This is a genomic window from Candidatus Pelagibacter sp. PS_43 (genome assembly GCF_059417795.1).
This window is the reverse complement of the sequence record NZ_CM182066.1, coordinates 1,062,898-1,078,404: the sequence shown is the minus strand read 5'-3', so window position 1 is coordinate 1,078,404 and position 15,507 is coordinate 1,062,898. Positions and strand designations below refer to the sequence as shown.

Below are 15,507 nucleotides of genomic sequence, written 5' to 3'. Positions count from 1 at the left end.
TTATCAAACTTTTCTTAATTGAGAAGATGAAATATTAACCTTCTTAAATTTAATAAATGATAATCTTTTTTTATTCACACCATTATAAGTGACTGACTTTAAAGATTTAGCCTTGTATCCTTGTCGATCGAACACTAAGAGATTGCATTTTTTCACAATAGATTTCCACTTGTGCCATTTATGAAAGTTAATAAGGTTGTCAGCACCCATAATAAAATATAGCTCATATTTTTTATCTTTTTTCAGATAGTTGATAAGGTCAATAGTTCTATTAGAGGATATCTTTTCTTCATAAAATCTTATTTTTATGAAATCATTTTTTGCAATTAGTTTTTTTGCAAATTGGATTCTATTTTTTAAATTTGATTTACTAATATCTTTGAATGGATTTTGTTTAGTAATCGCCCAAATGACATTTTTTAGATTAAGTAATTTTTTTGCCAGTTTTGAAATTTCTAAGTGCCCTTTGTGAGCAGGATCAAATGTACCTCCTAATATTCCAACTTTTATTTTTTTGTTATTTTCTAATTTTACCATTACTAACTATTTCGTATTTATATGAAACAAGCTGCCCAAGCCCAACGGGACCTCTTGGAGGTAAAGTGTTTGTAGAAATACCAACCTCACCACCAAAACCAAACTCACCACCGTCAGCGAATTGTGTAGAAGTATTATGCATAGCTATAGAACTTTTAATATTTTTTAAAAATTGATTGGCTGTTTTTTTATTTTTTGTAACAATAGAGTCAGTGTGCATAGTTCCATATTTATTAATATGCTTTATTGCTTCTTTATAATTTTTGACAGTTTTTACTGAAACAATTGCCGATAAATACTCTGTAGACCAATCCTTATCTTTTGCAGGATATATTTTTCCTTTGTAATTTTTTCTTATAAGGTAATCTCCAAAAATTTTGCAGTTGTTTTCTTCTAATTTTTTTAAAATTGGGTTACAAAATTTTTTAATTATTTTTTGGTGCATCAAAATTGTTTCCGTAGCACCACAAATGCTAGTATTCCTTAACTTTGCATTATAAACAATGTCTATTGCCATTTTAAGATCAGCATCTTTATCTATGTATGTATGACAAAGACCCTCTAAGTGTCCAATGATAGGTACAGTTGAGGACTCTTGTACTCTTTTAACCAAATTTTTTCCTCCACGTGGAATAATCACATCTATATAATCTTTCATTTTTGAAAGCATGTAATCAACTATTTTCCTATCTTTGGAGTTTATAAATTGGATAAAATTTTGATCTACTTTATTTTCTTTTAGTGATTTTCTAAATAAGTTTGCTAAAATTTTGTTAGTATTTATAGCTTCTGAGCCACCTTTTAATATTACTGCATTCCCAGATTTAAAACATAAACTTGCAACATCAGATGTAACATTAGGTCTGCTTTCATAAATTATACCCAATACACCTATGGGTACAGACACCCTACTTATTGTTAAGCCGTTTGGTCTACGCCATTTTTCTAATATATAATCAACCGGATCTTTAATTTTTACAATTTTTTCAATAGATTTTTTTATACCAACTAATTTTTTATGATCAATCGTAAGCCTATCTATTAAATTATTCTTTAAGCCTTTTTTTTTAGCAAATTTGATATCTTTTTGGTTAGCCCTGATTATAGAGTTTTTTTCTTTATCAAGCAGTAAAGCATATCTATTTAAAATTTTATTTTTAGTTTGTGTATCAATTTTGTTGAGGATGGCCTTTCTAGCATTTTGACCAAGTGAATTCATAATCTTGTTCATTCTATATTTCCACTATATCATCTTTATGTATAACTTCTGATTTTGCAACATATCCTAATATTTTTTCTATTTCTCTTGAGTGATAACCTTTAATTCGTTCTATTTCATCAGACGAGAATGAACTAAGTCCTCTAGCACACTCATTGTTATTTTTGTCTAAAACTTTTATATGATCACCTTTTTTAAAATTACCAGTTACTTTTTTTACGCCAGCAGCCAATAAACTTTTACCATTTGTGAGTGCTTGTCTTGCACCATCATCAATAATAAGAGCTCCTTTTGGTGAGACAGAGCTAATGATCCATTTTTTTCTAGCATCTAATTTTGAAACTTTAGGTAGAAACCACGTACAATTATTTTCCTCAATTATTTTCTTTATAGGTCTATTCAATAAACCGTTTGCGATTACCATTTTACAACCTGACAATTGACAAATTTTAGCAGCATCAATTTTTGTTTTCATTCCACCTGTACCAAGATCACCAATACTTTTAGTGGCTATTCTTTCAACATTCTTATCAATATTTTTTATTTCTTTAATAAGTTCAGCGTTTTTAAAAATTTTTGGATTTTGAGTGTAAAGACCATTAACATCTGAAAGCAATATAAGTGTGTCTGCTCTAGATATTTGAGCAACCCTTGATGCCAACCTATCATTGTCACCATATTTTATTTCAGTTGTTGCTGTTGTATCATTTTCATTTACAATTGGTATGAAGCCTAACTCAAATAAATTATCAAAAGTTCTTTTTGCGTTTAAAGCCCTTCTTCTTTGTTCAGTATCCTCTAGTGTTAAAAGAATCTGAGAAATATTAATTTTTAACTTTGAGAAAGTTCCTGAAAATAAATTCATCAACTCTATTTGACCAATTGATGCAACAGCCTGGCTTTTATCAATTTTAAGATTTTTTTTATTTATGTTGAGTTTTTTGCAACCCATGGCAATTGCACCAGAGCTTACAATAATTACTTTTCTATTTTTTTTTATTAGTTCTTTAATATCTTTAGCAAATTCAGATAACCATTTATTTCTTATTTTTTTATTATCATCTATCAGTAAAGATGAGCCTATCTTAACTACAATAATTTTTGAATTTTCAAGATACATATGAAAGTAATTTAGCTTTTATTTGAGATATTGATTCTTTATCGAGTGTTGAAAGTATAACAACTTCTGAGTTTTTATTTTTAGAAAATTCTTTTAAAATTTGACTTACTTCTTTTTTTTCTAATAAGTCAGTTTTATTTAATACAATTAATTCCTTTTTATTTAGTAAATCTTTACTATAGCTACCAAGTTCAGTTCGAACTTGTTTGTAGGTATTTTCAAGATCCTGGTTAGTAATATCTAATAAGTGCATTAAAGTTTTACACCTTTCTATATGCTTTAAAAATTGAATGCCTAATCCCACTCCTTCATGTGCACCCTCAACTAAACCTGGAATATCGGCTAATGTAATTTCCTTATCATCATAACTCGCAACTCCTAAATTTGGGTTTAATGTCGTAAATTTATAGTTAGCTATTTTTGGCATTGCATTTGTAATGGCAGCTAATAAACTTGATTTACCTGCATTAGGTAATCCCACTATCCCAACATCTGCAATAGTTTTTAATTGTAACCAAATTATATATTCTTCTCCTATTGCACCCTTAGTGAATTTTTTTGGTGCTCTATTAGTAGAACTTTTAAATCTTGTATTTCCAAGTCCACCCTTGCCACCATTAGCAACAACAAATTCTTCACCTTCTTTTTTAAAGTCAAAAATTAAAGTTTTATTATCTTCCTCAAAAACTTGTGTTCCTATTGGTACTTTTAAAAATAAATCATCACCGCCACGACCTGTACGGTTTTGTCCTGATCCATTTTCTCCACGTTCAGCTTTATGATGTTGTTGGAATCTGTAATCAATAAGTGTGTTTAAATTTCTTTCAGATCTTAAAATTATAGAGCCACCTTTGCCACCATCACCACCATCAGGTCCGCCGTATTCAATAAATTTTTCACGTCGAAAACTTGGAGAGCCATGTCCTCCATTGCCTGCTTTTACATAAATTTTAACTTGATCAAGAAACTTCATAATACAACTCTCTGTTTTTAGTTGTACTACTAATTGGGTTTTACTGAAACGAATGTTCTGTCTGATTTACCTTTTTTAAAAACAACTTTACCTTCAACAACAGAAAAAATAGAATGATCTTTACCCATACCTACATTTTCACCAGGAAAAATTTTTGTTCCTCTTTGTCTTACTATTATGTTTCCAGGTATTACTACTTCACCACCATATTTTTTAACGCCCAGTCTTCTACCAGCACTGTCTCGTCCGTTTCTTGATGATCCACCTGCTTTTTTTGTTGCCATAATTTACCTAATTTATTTACTTGCTACTTCTGCTTCTACTTTTTCAACTTTTTTAGTTGGTTTTATCATTTTTCCTGCTTCAGATAAAACTTTACCATCTTTTGAAAAAATTTTGCTAATTCTAATTAATGAAAACTGTTGTCTATGTCCATTTTTTCTTCTTGAATTTTGTCTTCTTCTTTTCTTAAAGATTAAAACAGTTCTATTTTTACCATTTTCAACAAGGTCAGCCTCAACTTTTGCTCCTTTTACTACAGGAGAACCAACTTCAATAGTTTTATCATCACCGTAAGCTAAGATTTCTTTAAATTCAATTTTAGTCTCGGGCTTTGAGTCCTCTAATCTTTCGATTTTAAGTATCTCACCAGCTTTAACTTTGTACTGTTTTCCACCTGTTTGTATTATAGCGTATGACATTGTTTTATCTTTTTTTATAATGAGCAATATAGTCTCGCGCAAATCATAGTCAAGCGTGAATAAGTTAGAAATTGTCCTTTAAATCTCTCAATTTTGAGAACGTTTCAACTTTATTAGATCTAAGAAAAATATTACAATCTAGCTCTTCTTTAATTGTAGATGGAATAGTGGGTAAATTATTTTCTAATTTTTTATCTATAATTTTTATTTTATTTTTAAGATTTTCATTATTTTTGTCATGAGTTATACAAAATTTAGCATTTTGTTTAGTATACTCATGTCCACAGTAAATTTTAGTTTTTAATGGAAGTGCTTTAATTTTCATTAAAGAATTAAACATTTGTGCATAACTTCCTTCAAAAATTTTTCCACACCCTAAAGAAAAAAGAGTGTCTCCAGTAAAAGCAGCCTCCTCATTGAAAAAATAAAAACATACATGGCCAAGAGTATGACCTGGTATATGAATTATTTTGGCCTCAAAACTTTCCTGCTTCCATATTTCTTGATCATCAACAAGAGTATCTATTTCTGGAATTCTATCTTTATCTCCCCTGTATCCAATAACACGAGCATTATATTTTTTTTTTAACTCTTGATTGCCACCCACATGATCATAATGATGGTGAGTATTGAGTATATATTTTAAATTAATATTTTTTTTCTCTAAGTATTTAATTATAGGTTTTGCTTCACTGGGATCAATAGCACAAGCTATGTTATTTTTTTCATCAATAACAAGATAAGAATAATTATCATGTAAACAGGGTATTATTTGAATTTTCATTTATCTTTCAATTAAAAAAATACCCAATTCTGCTGATAAGTTTTTTATATTTAGATTTAATTTATTTATATTTGATATTTTTTCATTTTTTAAAGCTATTGATTGATCTAGTTTTATATTTCGATTTTCACAAAAATTATAAAAATCTTTCAATGTGCACATATGTAAATTAGGAGTATTATACCATTCGTCAGGTAGGTTTTTTGTTATTGGCATTGTTCCTTTAAGCAATAAGTGAAGTCTGACTTTCCAAAAACCAAAATTAGGTATAGTAACAACAGCTTTTTTCCCAACACGTAATAATTCTTTTATAACAATTTCAGGAGTAAGAAATGCCTGTAATGTTTGACTTAAAATAACAAAATCAAAAGAACCATCTGGAAATTGCAAGAGATCTTTCTCTGCGTCTCCCTCTATAACTGTTAATCCTTTTGATAAACATTTTTGAACATTATTTTTTGAAATTTCTATTCCTCTAATATCTATTTTCCTACTGTTTTTCAGATATTCCATTAGCGTACCATCGCCACATCCCACATCCAGAACTCTAGTATTCTTATTAATTAGATTTGATATTATTTTAAACTCTTGTTTCATATTTAACTCTTAGAATAAGCTGTTTTAATATAATCACCTAAGGTATTTAAAAATTTAGGGACTTTTAATAAAAATGAATCGTGACCTTTATCAGACTCAATCTCAACAAATCCAACGTCAGCACCTATAGCATTCAATGCAATAACAATTTCTTTATTTTCAGAAGTGGGATAAAGCCAATCGGAAGTGAAGGATATAACAAGAAATTTTGTTTTAGTGTTTTCAAATGCTTTAGATAAATTTCCATTATGCTCTTTGATAAGATCAAAATAGTCCATTGCTCTTGTTATATATAGATAGCTATTTGCATCAAATCTATCAACGAATACAGATCCTTGGTATCTTAAATAACTTTCAATTTGAAAATCAGCATCAAAACCAAATTTTAAATCATCTCTTTCTTGGAGCTTTCTTCCAAATTTTTCTTGAAGCCCATTTTTTGATAGATAGGTAATATGTGCAGCCATTCGAGCTACTGACAATCCTTTATCAGGACTTTTATCTTTATTAGAATAGTCTCCATTGTCCCAGTTAGAGTCTGCCATAATTGATTGTCTACCAAGTTCATTGAAAGCTATGTTTTGTGCTGAATGACTTGCAGTACAAGCAATTGGTATTGCTACTTTTGCTTTTTCAGGAAAATTACTAACGAACTGTAGTGTCTGCATTCCCCCCATAGATCCACCAATAACAGCAAATAATTTTTTAATATTAAAGAAATTTAACAAGTTAAATTGTGCATTAACCATGTCGTTAATAGTTATAACAGGAAAGCTAGTTCCATATTTTTTATTTGTTTTGGAATTAATTTCATTAGGACCAATTGAGCCCATGCAGCCACCAATAACATTTGCACAAATTACAAAAAATTGATTCGTATCAATAGCTTTACCAGGGCCAACAGCATACGACCACCAACCTTCTTTTTTTGTAATTGGATTAATTCCTGTTACAAATTGATCACCTGTCAATGCGTGAAACACAAGTATAGCATTATCTTTTTTTTCATTTAAGGAACCATAGGTTTCATAGGCCAAAGAATAATTATTTATAGTTTGACCACAGTCCAATTTTAATGGTTTATCAATTATAAGTTTTTTTATACCTAAATCTTTAATCATAAATATTAGCTAAATTTGAATTGGGAGACAAAAAAACTTATTTAGCGGTTTTTTTAAGCGCTCGCAATTCAGTTAAATCAGCGCATATTTTTTGTACTAGATAGTATTTCTTATGTCAATTTTTTTTAAAAATGACTTATTCTATATGAAAAGTTAGTATTTTATTTATAAAGTGAATAAAATTATAAAATGACAATTCCAAAATTTAAAATATTTAAAATAGAAGCTTATAAGCCTGGTAGGTCAAATATAAGTAAAATTTCAAACCCAATAAAACTATCAGCAAATGAGTCTGCACTCGGGGTAAGCCCAAGAGTATCAAAAATATTGAAAGATAAAAGCTTGTTAATTTCGAAGTACCCAGATGGTAAAGCTACAAATTTAAGAAAGGAGATTGCAAAAAAATATAAGTGCAATTTAGATCAAATAATATGTGGCGCAGGTTCAGATGAAATCATTCAAATGATTTGTCAATTATATCTGAAACCGTTGGATGAGGTGATTGTTCCACAATATAGTTTTTTAATGTACAGAATTTATGCTCAAATCGTAGGAGCAAAAGTAGTTTTTTCTAAAGAAAAAAATTTTAGAGTTTCGGTCGATGAAATAATTAAAAAAGTAACTAAAAAAACTAAATTAGTATTTATTGCAAACCCAAATAACCCAACTGGAACCTATTTAAGTAAAAGAGAATTAATAGAATTAAGAAAAAAATTAAATAAGAATATTTTGCTAGTTTTAGATGATGCTTATTTCGAATATATGAAAAATAAAGATTATAAACCAAGCTTAGACCTATTTAAGAATACCAACAATGTTGTTGTTATAAGAACATTTTCAAAAATTTACGGATTAGCTTCATTGAGAGTAGGTTGGGGGCATGCAAATAAAAAAATAATTCGTGCAATGAATTTAATAAGACCTCCATTTAATGTTAATCAAATTGCACAGAATGCGGCAATAGAAGCTTTAAAAGATAATAGTTTTATTAATCGATCTGTTAAACACAACATCTTCTATGCAAATAAGATTAAGAAATTTTTAGAAAATTGGAAGATTTTTTCCAATGAAGTTACAGCTAACTTTTTATTACTAAGTTTTGATAAATGTAAATATTCAGCAAACTTTGTTTTTAATAAACTACAATCAAAAGGAATTATATTACGATCGACTGAGGATGGCTATAATATAAAAAATAAATTAAGATTAACTATTGGTTCAAAAGTAAAAAATGAAAAATTTATAAAAGCAATTATAGATATATTTAATTGATTATGAAAAATATTTTAATTATAGGTTGTGGTTTAATTGGCTCATCTGTATTAAGAGCTATTTCACATTATAAAGTTGCTAAGAACATCTTTGTGTATGAAAAATCAAAATTTAATTTATCAAAAATTAAGAAACTAAAATTACCCTGTACTACAACAACTGATTTCAAAAAAATAGTACCAAATATAGATTTGATAATAGTTTGCACACCACTTAGTGAATATAAAAGAATCATTTTAAAATTGAATAAATATTTACTACCTAAAACAATTATTACAGATATTGGTTCAAGTAAGGAAAAATCTCATAATGTAATTAAGGAAAATTTAAAGAGAGGAATTTCATGGACCTCTAGTCATCCAATAGCAGGTTCAGAAGTTAGTGGTCCAGAACATGGTAAAAAAGATTTATTTTTAAACAAATGGTGTATTCTTATAAAAGAAATTAATACCAATCAAAAACATCTCTCAATACTAAGAAAGTTCTGGACAAAAATTGGATCCAAGGTTTCCGTAATGAATTCAAAAAAACATGATATTGTCTTTTCAATGACCAGTCATTTACCCCACTTAATTGCTTATAATTTAGTAAAGACTGCAACAGACTTTGAAAAAAAACAAAAGTATGAATTAATCAAGTTTAGTGCAGGTGGTCTAAGGGACTTTTCAAGAATTGCTGCCTCAAATGAAATTATGTGGAGAGATATTTTTTTCAATAATCAAAAAAATATATCTAAAGTTATTGATTTATTCATTAAAAATTTAAAGGCTTTTAAGAAAGATATTCAATCCAAAAATAATCAATCTATAATTAAAAAGTTAGTTGATACAAAAAAGGTTAGAAAAAAAATAATTAGATTAAAACAAGATATCAATAAACCTGATTTTGGAAGAAGTTAGATTTTTATAGAGGATAATTTTTTAACCTCAAGACCTGCTGTTCTTTTAATTCGTTCAATTGTTTTATTAATTGGCATGATTATTACTTTTTTTTCAGGACCATAAGCGTGAATTAATTCTTTGTTACTAATACATACAGCGATATGACCTTTCCAAAAAATAATATTACCCTTACTAAACTTTTGATTTTTAGATTTTTTTGGTGAATACTTTATTTGATCTTTGGTGTCTCGTGGGTAAAATTTTCTATTATATAAAAAGAATAACTGTACTAAGGCTGAGCAATCTAAACCTTTATAGCTTTTTCCTCCCCAAATATATTTAGTGTTTAAAAAAATTTTAAATATTTTAACAAACCTTTTTTCTATATGGGATATAATTTTTGTATCAGCTAATTTTATCCATTTATTTTTATTATATTCTCCAAAAGATTTTTCCTTTTTTGATATATTAATTTGAGAGGAGAAAGTTAAATAATTTTTAGTTGGACTAAATTTATTTTTTTTATTCTTTTTATAAATTTTTGCTTTAAGTTTAAATATTTTATGAGTTGGTTCAAACTTTTTTATAAATTGAGGATTCCTGATATAACCTTTATAATTATCACATGCTGTTTTTATTTTAAGCCACCCTTTATTTTTTGAGAGAATTATAAATTTTTCTCCAAAAATTATTTGTGAACTTATAGATGATTTTTTTGAAGGCCTTTCATATATGTTAAGTAAAGAATTAGTTAGAAAATGATTATTATTTTTCATTTAATTTAAGTTTACTCTTAATTAACCATAAGCAAATTAAAGATGGTATAACCATAAGAGCAGTTAATATAAAAAAGATACCCCAGTCTCCATTTAACCAATCTACTAACGCACCAGAAGAAGAGGCTAGTGTAGTTCTACCAGCGGTACCAATTGAGGCAAGCAATGCATACTGTGTTGCCGTATAGGTTCTGTCCACTAATAAAGAAATAAAAGCAACAAAGGCAACTGTTGCAAATGCTGCAGCTATATCATCAAAAATTACTGCAAAAGCAAAGAGTAACTCTGATTTTTCACTCCAAGCAAGTAATGTAAATAATAGGTTCGTTGATGCCATTAAAATTCCAGCTAAAAACATTGCTTTAAGAACTCCAGACCGAATTACAAAAAGACCACCCAACAATGTAAAGACTACAGTAGTAATCCAACCAAGAGTTTTTGAGTAAATTGCAATGTCTCCTTTTGAAAAACCAATTTCTTTATAAAAAACAATCGACATTCGCCCCAAAAATGCTTCACCAATCTTAAATAAAAATACAAAGCTTAAAATACCAACTGCTATGGAAAATCCATTATTCTTAAAAAAACTTATTATAGGACCAGCCATTGTGCTTCCTATCCAAGAAATAAAGTTACTAATGATATTTTTTGAACCAATTTTATTTTGTATTAATAAATCAATTTCCTTTTGTTTAGATTTTCGTTCTGTTGAAATTGACTCATGTACAAACATTAAACCAATGTTCATTAGAATAATCAACATACCTAGAATTAAAAATGTCATTTGCCAATAATTAGAAATACCAATGTTTTCAAAGAATTGAGCTGTAAATAGTGCAACCACGCCACCTAACTTATAACCGCTCCACCAACCAACAACAGAGACTGCAGCGCCCGCAGCCATTGATTTGTCCTCATTTTTTCCTATTTGCTCTATTCTTAGAGCATCTACAGTTATGTCTTGAGTGGCAGATGCAGTAGCAATAATTAAACCAATAGTAATTAATAGAGTTAGATTTTCTGTTGGGTTTAAAACACTCCATGTGCATAAACAAGCTAGGATTATAATTTGCATAATGACTATCCAAGCTCTTCTATGACCTATTCTTTTTGTAAGGATAGGTATTTGAAATCTATCAATTAAAGGAGCCCACAAATAGTTAAAAGCATATACTGCAAATATTAAACCAGCCCATCCAATTGTTGATCTACTTAATCCATCTTCTTTAAGCCACAGACTTAAACTACTCCCAATTAATACCCACGGGAATCCAGAGATTGCACCTAATAATAATATTCTGAGCATTCTTTTATCGAAATAGATAGAGAATGTTTCTGAGAGTGATTGTTTTTTAATTTCAATCATAATTAATTTCTCCAAAAGGAAGGTAGAAATAATACCAGTATAGCAAAAAGTTCTAATCTACCTAATATCATTCCAAGTGTTAAAATCCATTTAGAAATTTCAGGTAGGCTTGAAAAATTACCATTTGGGCCAATTATTGAGCCTAATCCAGGACCAACATTTGATATTGATGTTGCAGCTCCTGAAATTGAGGTAATAAAATCCAAACCACTTAAAGATAGAAAAGCTGTAATTAAAAAAAATATAACCAAATAAAGAAATATAAAAGAAATAATGGATGCCATAAATTTATCATCAACATTATTTTTGTCATATTTTATTATAAAAACACCCTTAGGATAAATAATTTTTTTTAGTTGATTAACTATGAACAAATATAAAATTTGGATTCTAAAAATTTTAACTCCACATGCTGTAGAACCAGCACATCCACCAATAAACATCAGTGTTAAAAAGAAAATTAGTGGAAAATTACCCCATCCATCAAACTCTCCTGTCACATAACCTGTGCCACTTAAAATCGAAATTACATTAAAAAAGATTACCCTTAAATTTGTTAGAGAAAAATTATTATTTTGAAAAAGTAAATAAATAAAAAGTATAATAATTGAAAAAATAATTATCTTTAAAAATGATCTAATTTGCACATCAGAAATAAAAATTTTTTTATCACCATTTAAAAATTTTATATAGGCAATAAAAGGTAAGCTACCCAAAATTATAAAAATCATTGATGATATTTCGATTGATAAACTATTAAAATGTCCAATAGACTTATTGTAGTTTGAAAAGCCACCAGTTGCTATTGTAGTCATTGAATGAGTTAAGCTATCAAAAATACTCATTCCAAAAATAGAATAAGCAAAAGCACAAAGAAAAGTTAAACTTAAATAAACATAAATTAACCTTAGGGAAATTTCTTTTGATTTTGGTAAAATTTTTTCTGATGAGTCATTACTAGAAATTTTAAATAATTGCATTCCTCCAACGTTCATTATTGGCATTAGTGTTATTGCCATTACAATTATACCAATTCCACCAAGCCATTGAAGCATGGCTCTCCATAATAGTATTGATTTAGGAGCTTCATCCAAATTAGATATAATTGTTGATCCGGTAGTGGTGATACCAGACATACTTTCAAAAAAAGAGTCTGTTATTGAAAGCTCTAAAGAGGAAAAGATAAAAGGCAAAGAACCAAATATTGCAATACTCAACCAAGAAAGAGCAGTTAATAAAAAAGCTTGTTGTAGATTTAGTTTTTTATCGTGATTAAGGTTAGATAAAAAAAATAAAACACCAAATATGATTGAAATTATAGACCCCCCAATAAATGAGGAGTCAATTTCTGAATAAATAAATTGAGCAAGAATTGGTATCATCATGGAAATTCCAAGAATAATTTGCAAAACACCCAAGGTGAAAAAAACTGTTTTATAATTAGACATTTTGAAAGAACATTATTTTATGGTAAATAAATTTCAACTCTATAAGAATTAATAAAAACACCAAATATAAGATATTTGTTATTAAACAAAGTGATTGAAAAAGATAATTTAGATAAAACCAACGCATGGCCTTTTGTTGAGGCTAAAAAGATGCTGCGTGAAAGAAAATCATTTATAGATAAAAAAAGTAAAATAATTTTACAAACAGGCTATGGTCCAAGTGGACTTCCTCATATTGGTACATTTGGTGAGGTTGCCAGAACATCGATGATGGTTAATGCTTTGAAACAACTTACTGATATTCCAACTGAAATTATAACGTTCTCTGATGATATGGATGGTCTTAGAAAAGTTCCAGAGAATGTTCCTAATCAAGAACTTTTAAACAATAATCTTCATAAACCATTAACACAAGTCCCAGACCCATTTGAAAAATTTGCAAGCTTTGGTGAACACAACAATGAAATGTTACAAGATTTTTTGAATAAGTTTAATTTTGAGTATAATTTTAAAAGCTCCTCTGTGCTTTATAAAAGTGGCTTTTTTAATCCAACTCTTCAAATAATTTTAGAAAACTACCAGGGTATTATGGATATAATTCTTCCAACATTAGGGAAGGAAAGACAAAGAACCTACAGTCCATTTTTACCAATTTGTCCAAATACAGGCAAAGTTTTAGAAATTCCAGTTTTAGAAATTTTAAAAGATAAATCAAAAATTATTTTTGATAATAATGGTGAAAAACTTGAAACTAGTATTTTAGATGGAAATTGTAAATTACAATGGAAAGTTGATTGGGCAATGAGGTGGTATGCTTTAGATATAGACTTTGAAATGTATGGAAAAGATTTGATTGAAAGTGCGATATTGTCATCGAGAATAGTAAAGTTAATTGGAAAAACGAACCCCTCTGGTTTTGCCTATGAACTTTTTTTGGATGAAAAAGGTGAAAAAATATCGAAATCAAAAGGTAATGGAATTACAATTGATCAATGGTTGGAGTATGCATCTCCTGAGAGTCTTTCCTTATACATGTATCAAAATCCTAAAAGAGCTAAAAAACTATATAAAGAAATAGTACCCAAAACAGTAGATGAGTATTTGGAACTCATAGAAAAAGCAAAAAAACAAAATGAACTTCAGTTATTGATGAATCCAGTATGGCATGTACATAATGGAAAAATTCCTAAGGAAGATACGATAATGAGCTTTTCAATGCTTTTAAATCTAGTAGAGACTAGCAATGCAGACTCTAAAGAATTACTTTGGAAATTTGTAAAAAAATACAAAAAGGATATTTCTGAAAAAGATCATCCTATTTTTGATAACTTGATTGGTTATGCTATTAAATATTTTAACGATGTAATCAAAATTCAAAAAAAATATAAAAAAGCAAACGATAGTGAAAAAAAAGCTTTAGAGGCACTTATTAAGACTTTAGATGAGTGCAATGATAAAATGTTACCTGAAGATATCCAGACATTAATTTATTCAACAGGAAAAGATAATGGATATTCAGAAAACTTACGCGATTGGTTTAAACTAATTTATGAAGTTGTTTTTGGAGATGAAAATGGTCCAAGGATGGGTTTTTTTATAAGCTTTTTTGGAGTGAACGAAACTAAAGAATTAATAAAAGAAAAAATAAAATAATGTTTTCAAAATTTAGATCACTAATCTTTAAGTTTGATCCTGAAACAGCTCATAATTTAGCAATTAAGTCTTTAAAATTAAATTTACTACCAAATTTATCTAATCAAGAAAAAGATGACTCATTATTTAAGACTAAATTATTTGGAAAAGAAATTAATAATCCCATAGGAATAGCAGCTGGTTTTGATAAAAATGCTGAAGTTTATAATTCTCTTTTTAAACTTGGCTTTGGCTTTGTAGAAGTAGGAACCGTTACACCACTAGAACAATATGGAAATCCAAAACCAAGAGTTTTTAGACTAGTAGATGATCAGGCTCTAATAAATAGATTGGGATTTAATAACTTAGGCTCAGAAAATATTAGCAAAAGAATTAAGTCAAATCCAAATAAAGGTTTACTGGGTGTTAATATTGGTCCAAACAAAGATAGTGGAGATCGACTAAATGATTATTTAATTGGACTTAGGGTTTTTCATAATATTGCTGATTACATCACTATCAATATATCTTCACCTAACACAGAAAACTTAAGAAATTTTCATGATAAGTCTAAATTTGACGAACTAATGGACTCGATAGAAAAAGAAAAAATTAGACTAAAATCCAAAATACCAATTATAGTAAAAATTTCTCCAGATATTTTAGAAGAACAAATTGAAATAATTTGTAAAACTTTAATACAATATAAAGTTAGTGCAATAATTGTTTCTAATACTAGTGCTAAAAATAGAGATAAATTAAAAGATATTCTAAAACATCAAAAAGGCGGCCTATCAGGAAAACCTCTGGAAGAAGAAGCGAATAAATTAATAAGTAAATTCTATAAAATATTAAATGGAAAAATTGAGATTATAGGAGTTGGAGGTGTAGACTCAGGAGAGAGTGCTTATAAAAAATTTCAGTCAGGAGCAAGTTATATACAACTATATACTGGAATGGTTTTTCAGGGACCAAACATAGTAGGAAAAATTAAAAAAGAGCTTAAAGAAATATTAATTGCTGGTGGTGTTAAGGATTTTAAAGAAATAGTGGGAAAGAAGCTGGCTAATTAAGCCTAAT

The 15,507-nt window shown here is 28.3% G+C and carries 16 protein-coding genes; 4 read left to right on the top strand and 12 right to left on the bottom strand.

From position 1 onward, the window contains the following. Nucleotides 1–3: 3 nt before the first annotated feature. The 9 genes from nadD to metX all read right to left on the bottom strand — a co-directional run bounded on the left by nadD (nt 4) and on the right by metX (nt 7,052). Complete coding sequence (gene nadD / locus AC5SLL_RS05875) at nt 4–537, bottom strand: nicotinate (nicotinamide) nucleotide adenylyltransferase (RefSeq protein WP_494586445.1); 534 nt, start codon at nt 535–537, stop codon at nt 4–6. Continuing rightward, nucleotides 518–1,768, bottom strand: coding sequence for a glutamate-5-semialdehyde dehydrogenase (locus AC5SLL_RS05870; RefSeq protein WP_494586444.1), 1,251 nt, complete (start codon nt 1,766–1,768; stop codon nt 518–520). The genes nadD and AC5SLL_RS05870 overlap by 20 nt, the downstream gene beginning before the upstream one ends. A gap of 1 nt (nt 1,769) precedes the next feature. Further along, nucleotides 1,770–2,876 (bottom strand): glutamate 5-kinase, encoded by a 1,107-nt coding sequence (proB, locus tag AC5SLL_RS05865; protein ID WP_494586443.1) that lies wholly within the window; start codon nt 2,874–2,876, stop codon nt 1,770–1,772. Beyond that, the gene (gene cgtA / locus AC5SLL_RS05860) at nt 2,866–3,849 is read right to left on the bottom strand and encodes an Obg family GTPase CgtA (protein ID WP_494586442.1); all 984 of its coding nucleotides are present in this window, start codon (nt 3,847–3,849) and stop codon (nt 2,866–2,868) included. Before cgtA ends, proB begins: the two co-directional genes overlap by 11 nt. Before the next feature lie 29 nt (nt 3,850–3,878). After that, nucleotides 3,879–4,133 carry a 50S ribosomal protein L27 gene (rpmA, locus tag AC5SLL_RS05855; protein WP_006997689.1) on the bottom strand — a complete coding sequence of 85 codons (255 nt, stop codon included), beginning with the start codon at nt 4,131–4,133 and terminating at the stop codon, nt 3,879–3,881. A 12-nt stretch (nt 4,134–4,145) separates the two neighbouring features. Then, the gene (rplU, locus tag AC5SLL_RS05850; RefSeq protein WP_494586441.1) at nt 4,146–4,550 is read right to left on the bottom strand and encodes a 50S ribosomal protein L21; all 405 of its coding nucleotides are present in this window, start codon (nt 4,548–4,550) and stop codon (nt 4,146–4,148) included. Between the two features lie 64 nt (nt 4,551–4,614). Then, on the bottom strand, nt 4,615–5,334 hold the full coding sequence (gloB, locus tag AC5SLL_RS05845) for a hydroxyacylglutathione hydrolase (protein ID WP_494586440.1): 720 nt from the start codon (nt 5,332–5,334) through the stop codon (nt 4,615–4,617). Beyond that, nucleotides 5,335–5,931 (bottom strand): methionine biosynthesis protein MetW, encoded by a 597-nt coding sequence (gene metW, locus AC5SLL_RS05840; protein WP_494586439.1) that lies wholly within the window; start codon nt 5,929–5,931, stop codon nt 5,335–5,337. A 2-nt stretch (nt 5,932–5,933) separates the two neighbouring features. Beyond that, nucleotides 5,934–7,052, bottom strand: coding sequence for a homoserine O-acetyltransferase MetX (gene metX, locus AC5SLL_RS05835; RefSeq protein WP_494586438.1), 1,119 nt, complete (start codon nt 7,050–7,052; stop codon nt 5,934–5,936). A 189-nt stretch (nt 7,053–7,241) separates the two neighbouring features. On the opposite strand from metX, the gene hisC reads away from it, so the two are divergent. Together hisC and AC5SLL_RS05825 are read left to right on the top strand one after the other, a co-directional pair. Further along, entirely contained in the window at nt 7,242–8,324 is a 1,083-nt protein-coding gene (gene hisC, locus AC5SLL_RS05830) for a histidinol-phosphate transaminase (protein WP_494586437.1), read from the top strand. Nucleotides 8,325–8,326: 2 nt separating this feature from the next. Next, complete coding sequence (locus tag AC5SLL_RS05825) at nt 8,327–9,223, top strand: prephenate dehydrogenase (protein ID WP_494586436.1); 897 nt, start codon at nt 8,327–8,329, stop codon at nt 9,221–9,223. On the opposite strand, the gene AC5SLL_RS05820 is transcribed toward AC5SLL_RS05825, so the two are convergent. From AC5SLL_RS05820 to AC5SLL_RS05810, 3 genes are read right to left on the bottom strand one after another with little or no spacing between them, the layout of a single operon-like run. Beyond that, nucleotides 9,220–9,981: a C40 family peptidase gene (locus AC5SLL_RS05820; protein WP_494586435.1), complete on the bottom strand. Its 762-nt coding sequence runs from the start codon at nt 9,979–9,981 to the stop codon at nt 9,220–9,222. The two genes, AC5SLL_RS05825 and AC5SLL_RS05820, sit on opposite strands and share 4 nt — an antisense overlap. Continuing rightward, nucleotides 9,971–11,347: an AmpG family muropeptide MFS transporter gene (locus AC5SLL_RS05815; RefSeq protein ID WP_494586434.1), complete on the bottom strand. Its 1,377-nt coding sequence runs from the start codon at nt 11,345–11,347 to the stop codon at nt 9,971–9,973. Before AC5SLL_RS05815 ends, AC5SLL_RS05820 begins: the two co-directional genes overlap by 11 nt. 2 nt (nt 11,348–11,349) lie before the next feature. Further along, nucleotides 11,350–12,795 carry a TrkH family potassium uptake protein gene (locus tag AC5SLL_RS05810; protein ID WP_494586433.1) on the bottom strand — a complete coding sequence of 482 codons (1,446 nt, stop codon included), beginning with the start codon at nt 12,793–12,795 and terminating at the stop codon, nt 11,350–11,352. 75 nt (nt 12,796–12,870) lie between these two features. On the opposite strand from AC5SLL_RS05810, the gene AC5SLL_RS05805 reads away from it, so the two are divergent. Beyond that, on the top strand, nt 12,871–14,448 hold the full coding sequence (locus tag AC5SLL_RS05805) for a lysine--tRNA ligase (RefSeq protein ID WP_494586432.1): 1,578 nt from the start codon (nt 12,871–12,873) through the stop codon (nt 14,446–14,448). Further along, nucleotides 14,448–15,500 carry a quinone-dependent dihydroorotate dehydrogenase gene (locus AC5SLL_RS05800; RefSeq protein ID WP_494586431.1) on the top strand — a complete coding sequence of 351 codons (1,053 nt, stop codon included), beginning with the start codon at nt 14,448–14,450 and terminating at the stop codon, nt 15,498–15,500. Before AC5SLL_RS05805 ends, AC5SLL_RS05800 begins: the two co-directional genes overlap by 1 nt. Nucleotides 15,501–15,507 lie beyond the last annotated feature (7 nt).

Bases quoted from the DNA above. Each gene is read 5' to 3' on its own strand.
- nadD (WP_494586445.1), bottom strand. From the start codon at position 537: ATGGTAAAATTAGAAAATAACAAAAAAATAAAAGTTGGAATATTAGGA.
- AC5SLL_RS05870 (WP_494586444.1), bottom strand. From the start codon at position 1,768: ATGAACAAGATTATGAATTCACTTGGTCAAAATGCTAGAAAGGCCATC.
- proB (WP_494586443.1), bottom strand. From the start codon at position 2,876: ATGTATCTTGAAAATTCAAAAATTATTGTAGTTAAGATAGGCTCATCT.
- cgtA (WP_494586442.1), bottom strand. From the start codon at position 3,849: ATGAAGTTTCTTGATCAAGTTAAAATTTATGTAAAAGCAGGCAATGGA.
- rpmA (WP_006997689.1), bottom strand. From the start codon at position 4,133: ATGGCAACAAAAAAAGCAGGTGGATCATCAAGAAACGGACGAGACAGT.
- rplU (WP_494586441.1), bottom strand. From the start codon at position 4,550: ATGTCATACGCTATAATACAAACAGGTGGAAAACAGTACAAAGTTAAA.
- gloB (WP_494586440.1), bottom strand. From the start codon at position 5,334: ATGAAAATTCAAATAATACCCTGTTTACATGATAATTATTCTTATCTT.
- metW (WP_494586439.1), bottom strand. From the start codon at position 5,931: ATGAAACAAGAGTTTAAAATAATATCAAATCTAATTAATAAGAATACT.
- metX (WP_494586438.1), bottom strand. From the start codon at position 7,052: ATGATTAAAGATTTAGGTATAAAAAAACTTATAATTGATAAACCATTA.
- hisC (WP_494586437.1), top strand. From the start codon at position 7,242: ATGACAATTCCAAAATTTAAAATATTTAAAATAGAAGCTTATAAGCCT.
- AC5SLL_RS05825 (WP_494586436.1), top strand. From the start codon at position 8,327: ATGAAAAATATTTTAATTATAGGTTGTGGTTTAATTGGCTCATCTGTA.
- AC5SLL_RS05820 (WP_494586435.1), bottom strand. From the start codon at position 9,981: ATGAAAAATAATAATCATTTTCTAACTAATTCTTTACTTAACATATAT.
- AC5SLL_RS05815 (WP_494586434.1), bottom strand. From the start codon at position 11,347: ATGATTGAAATTAAAAAACAATCACTCTCAGAAACATTCTCTATCTAT.
- AC5SLL_RS05810 (WP_494586433.1), bottom strand. From the start codon at position 12,795: ATGTCTAATTATAAAACAGTTTTTTTCACCTTGGGTGTTTTGCAAATT.
- AC5SLL_RS05800 (WP_494586431.1), top strand. From the start codon at position 14,448: ATGTTTTCAAAATTTAGATCACTAATCTTTAAGTTTGATCCTGAAACA.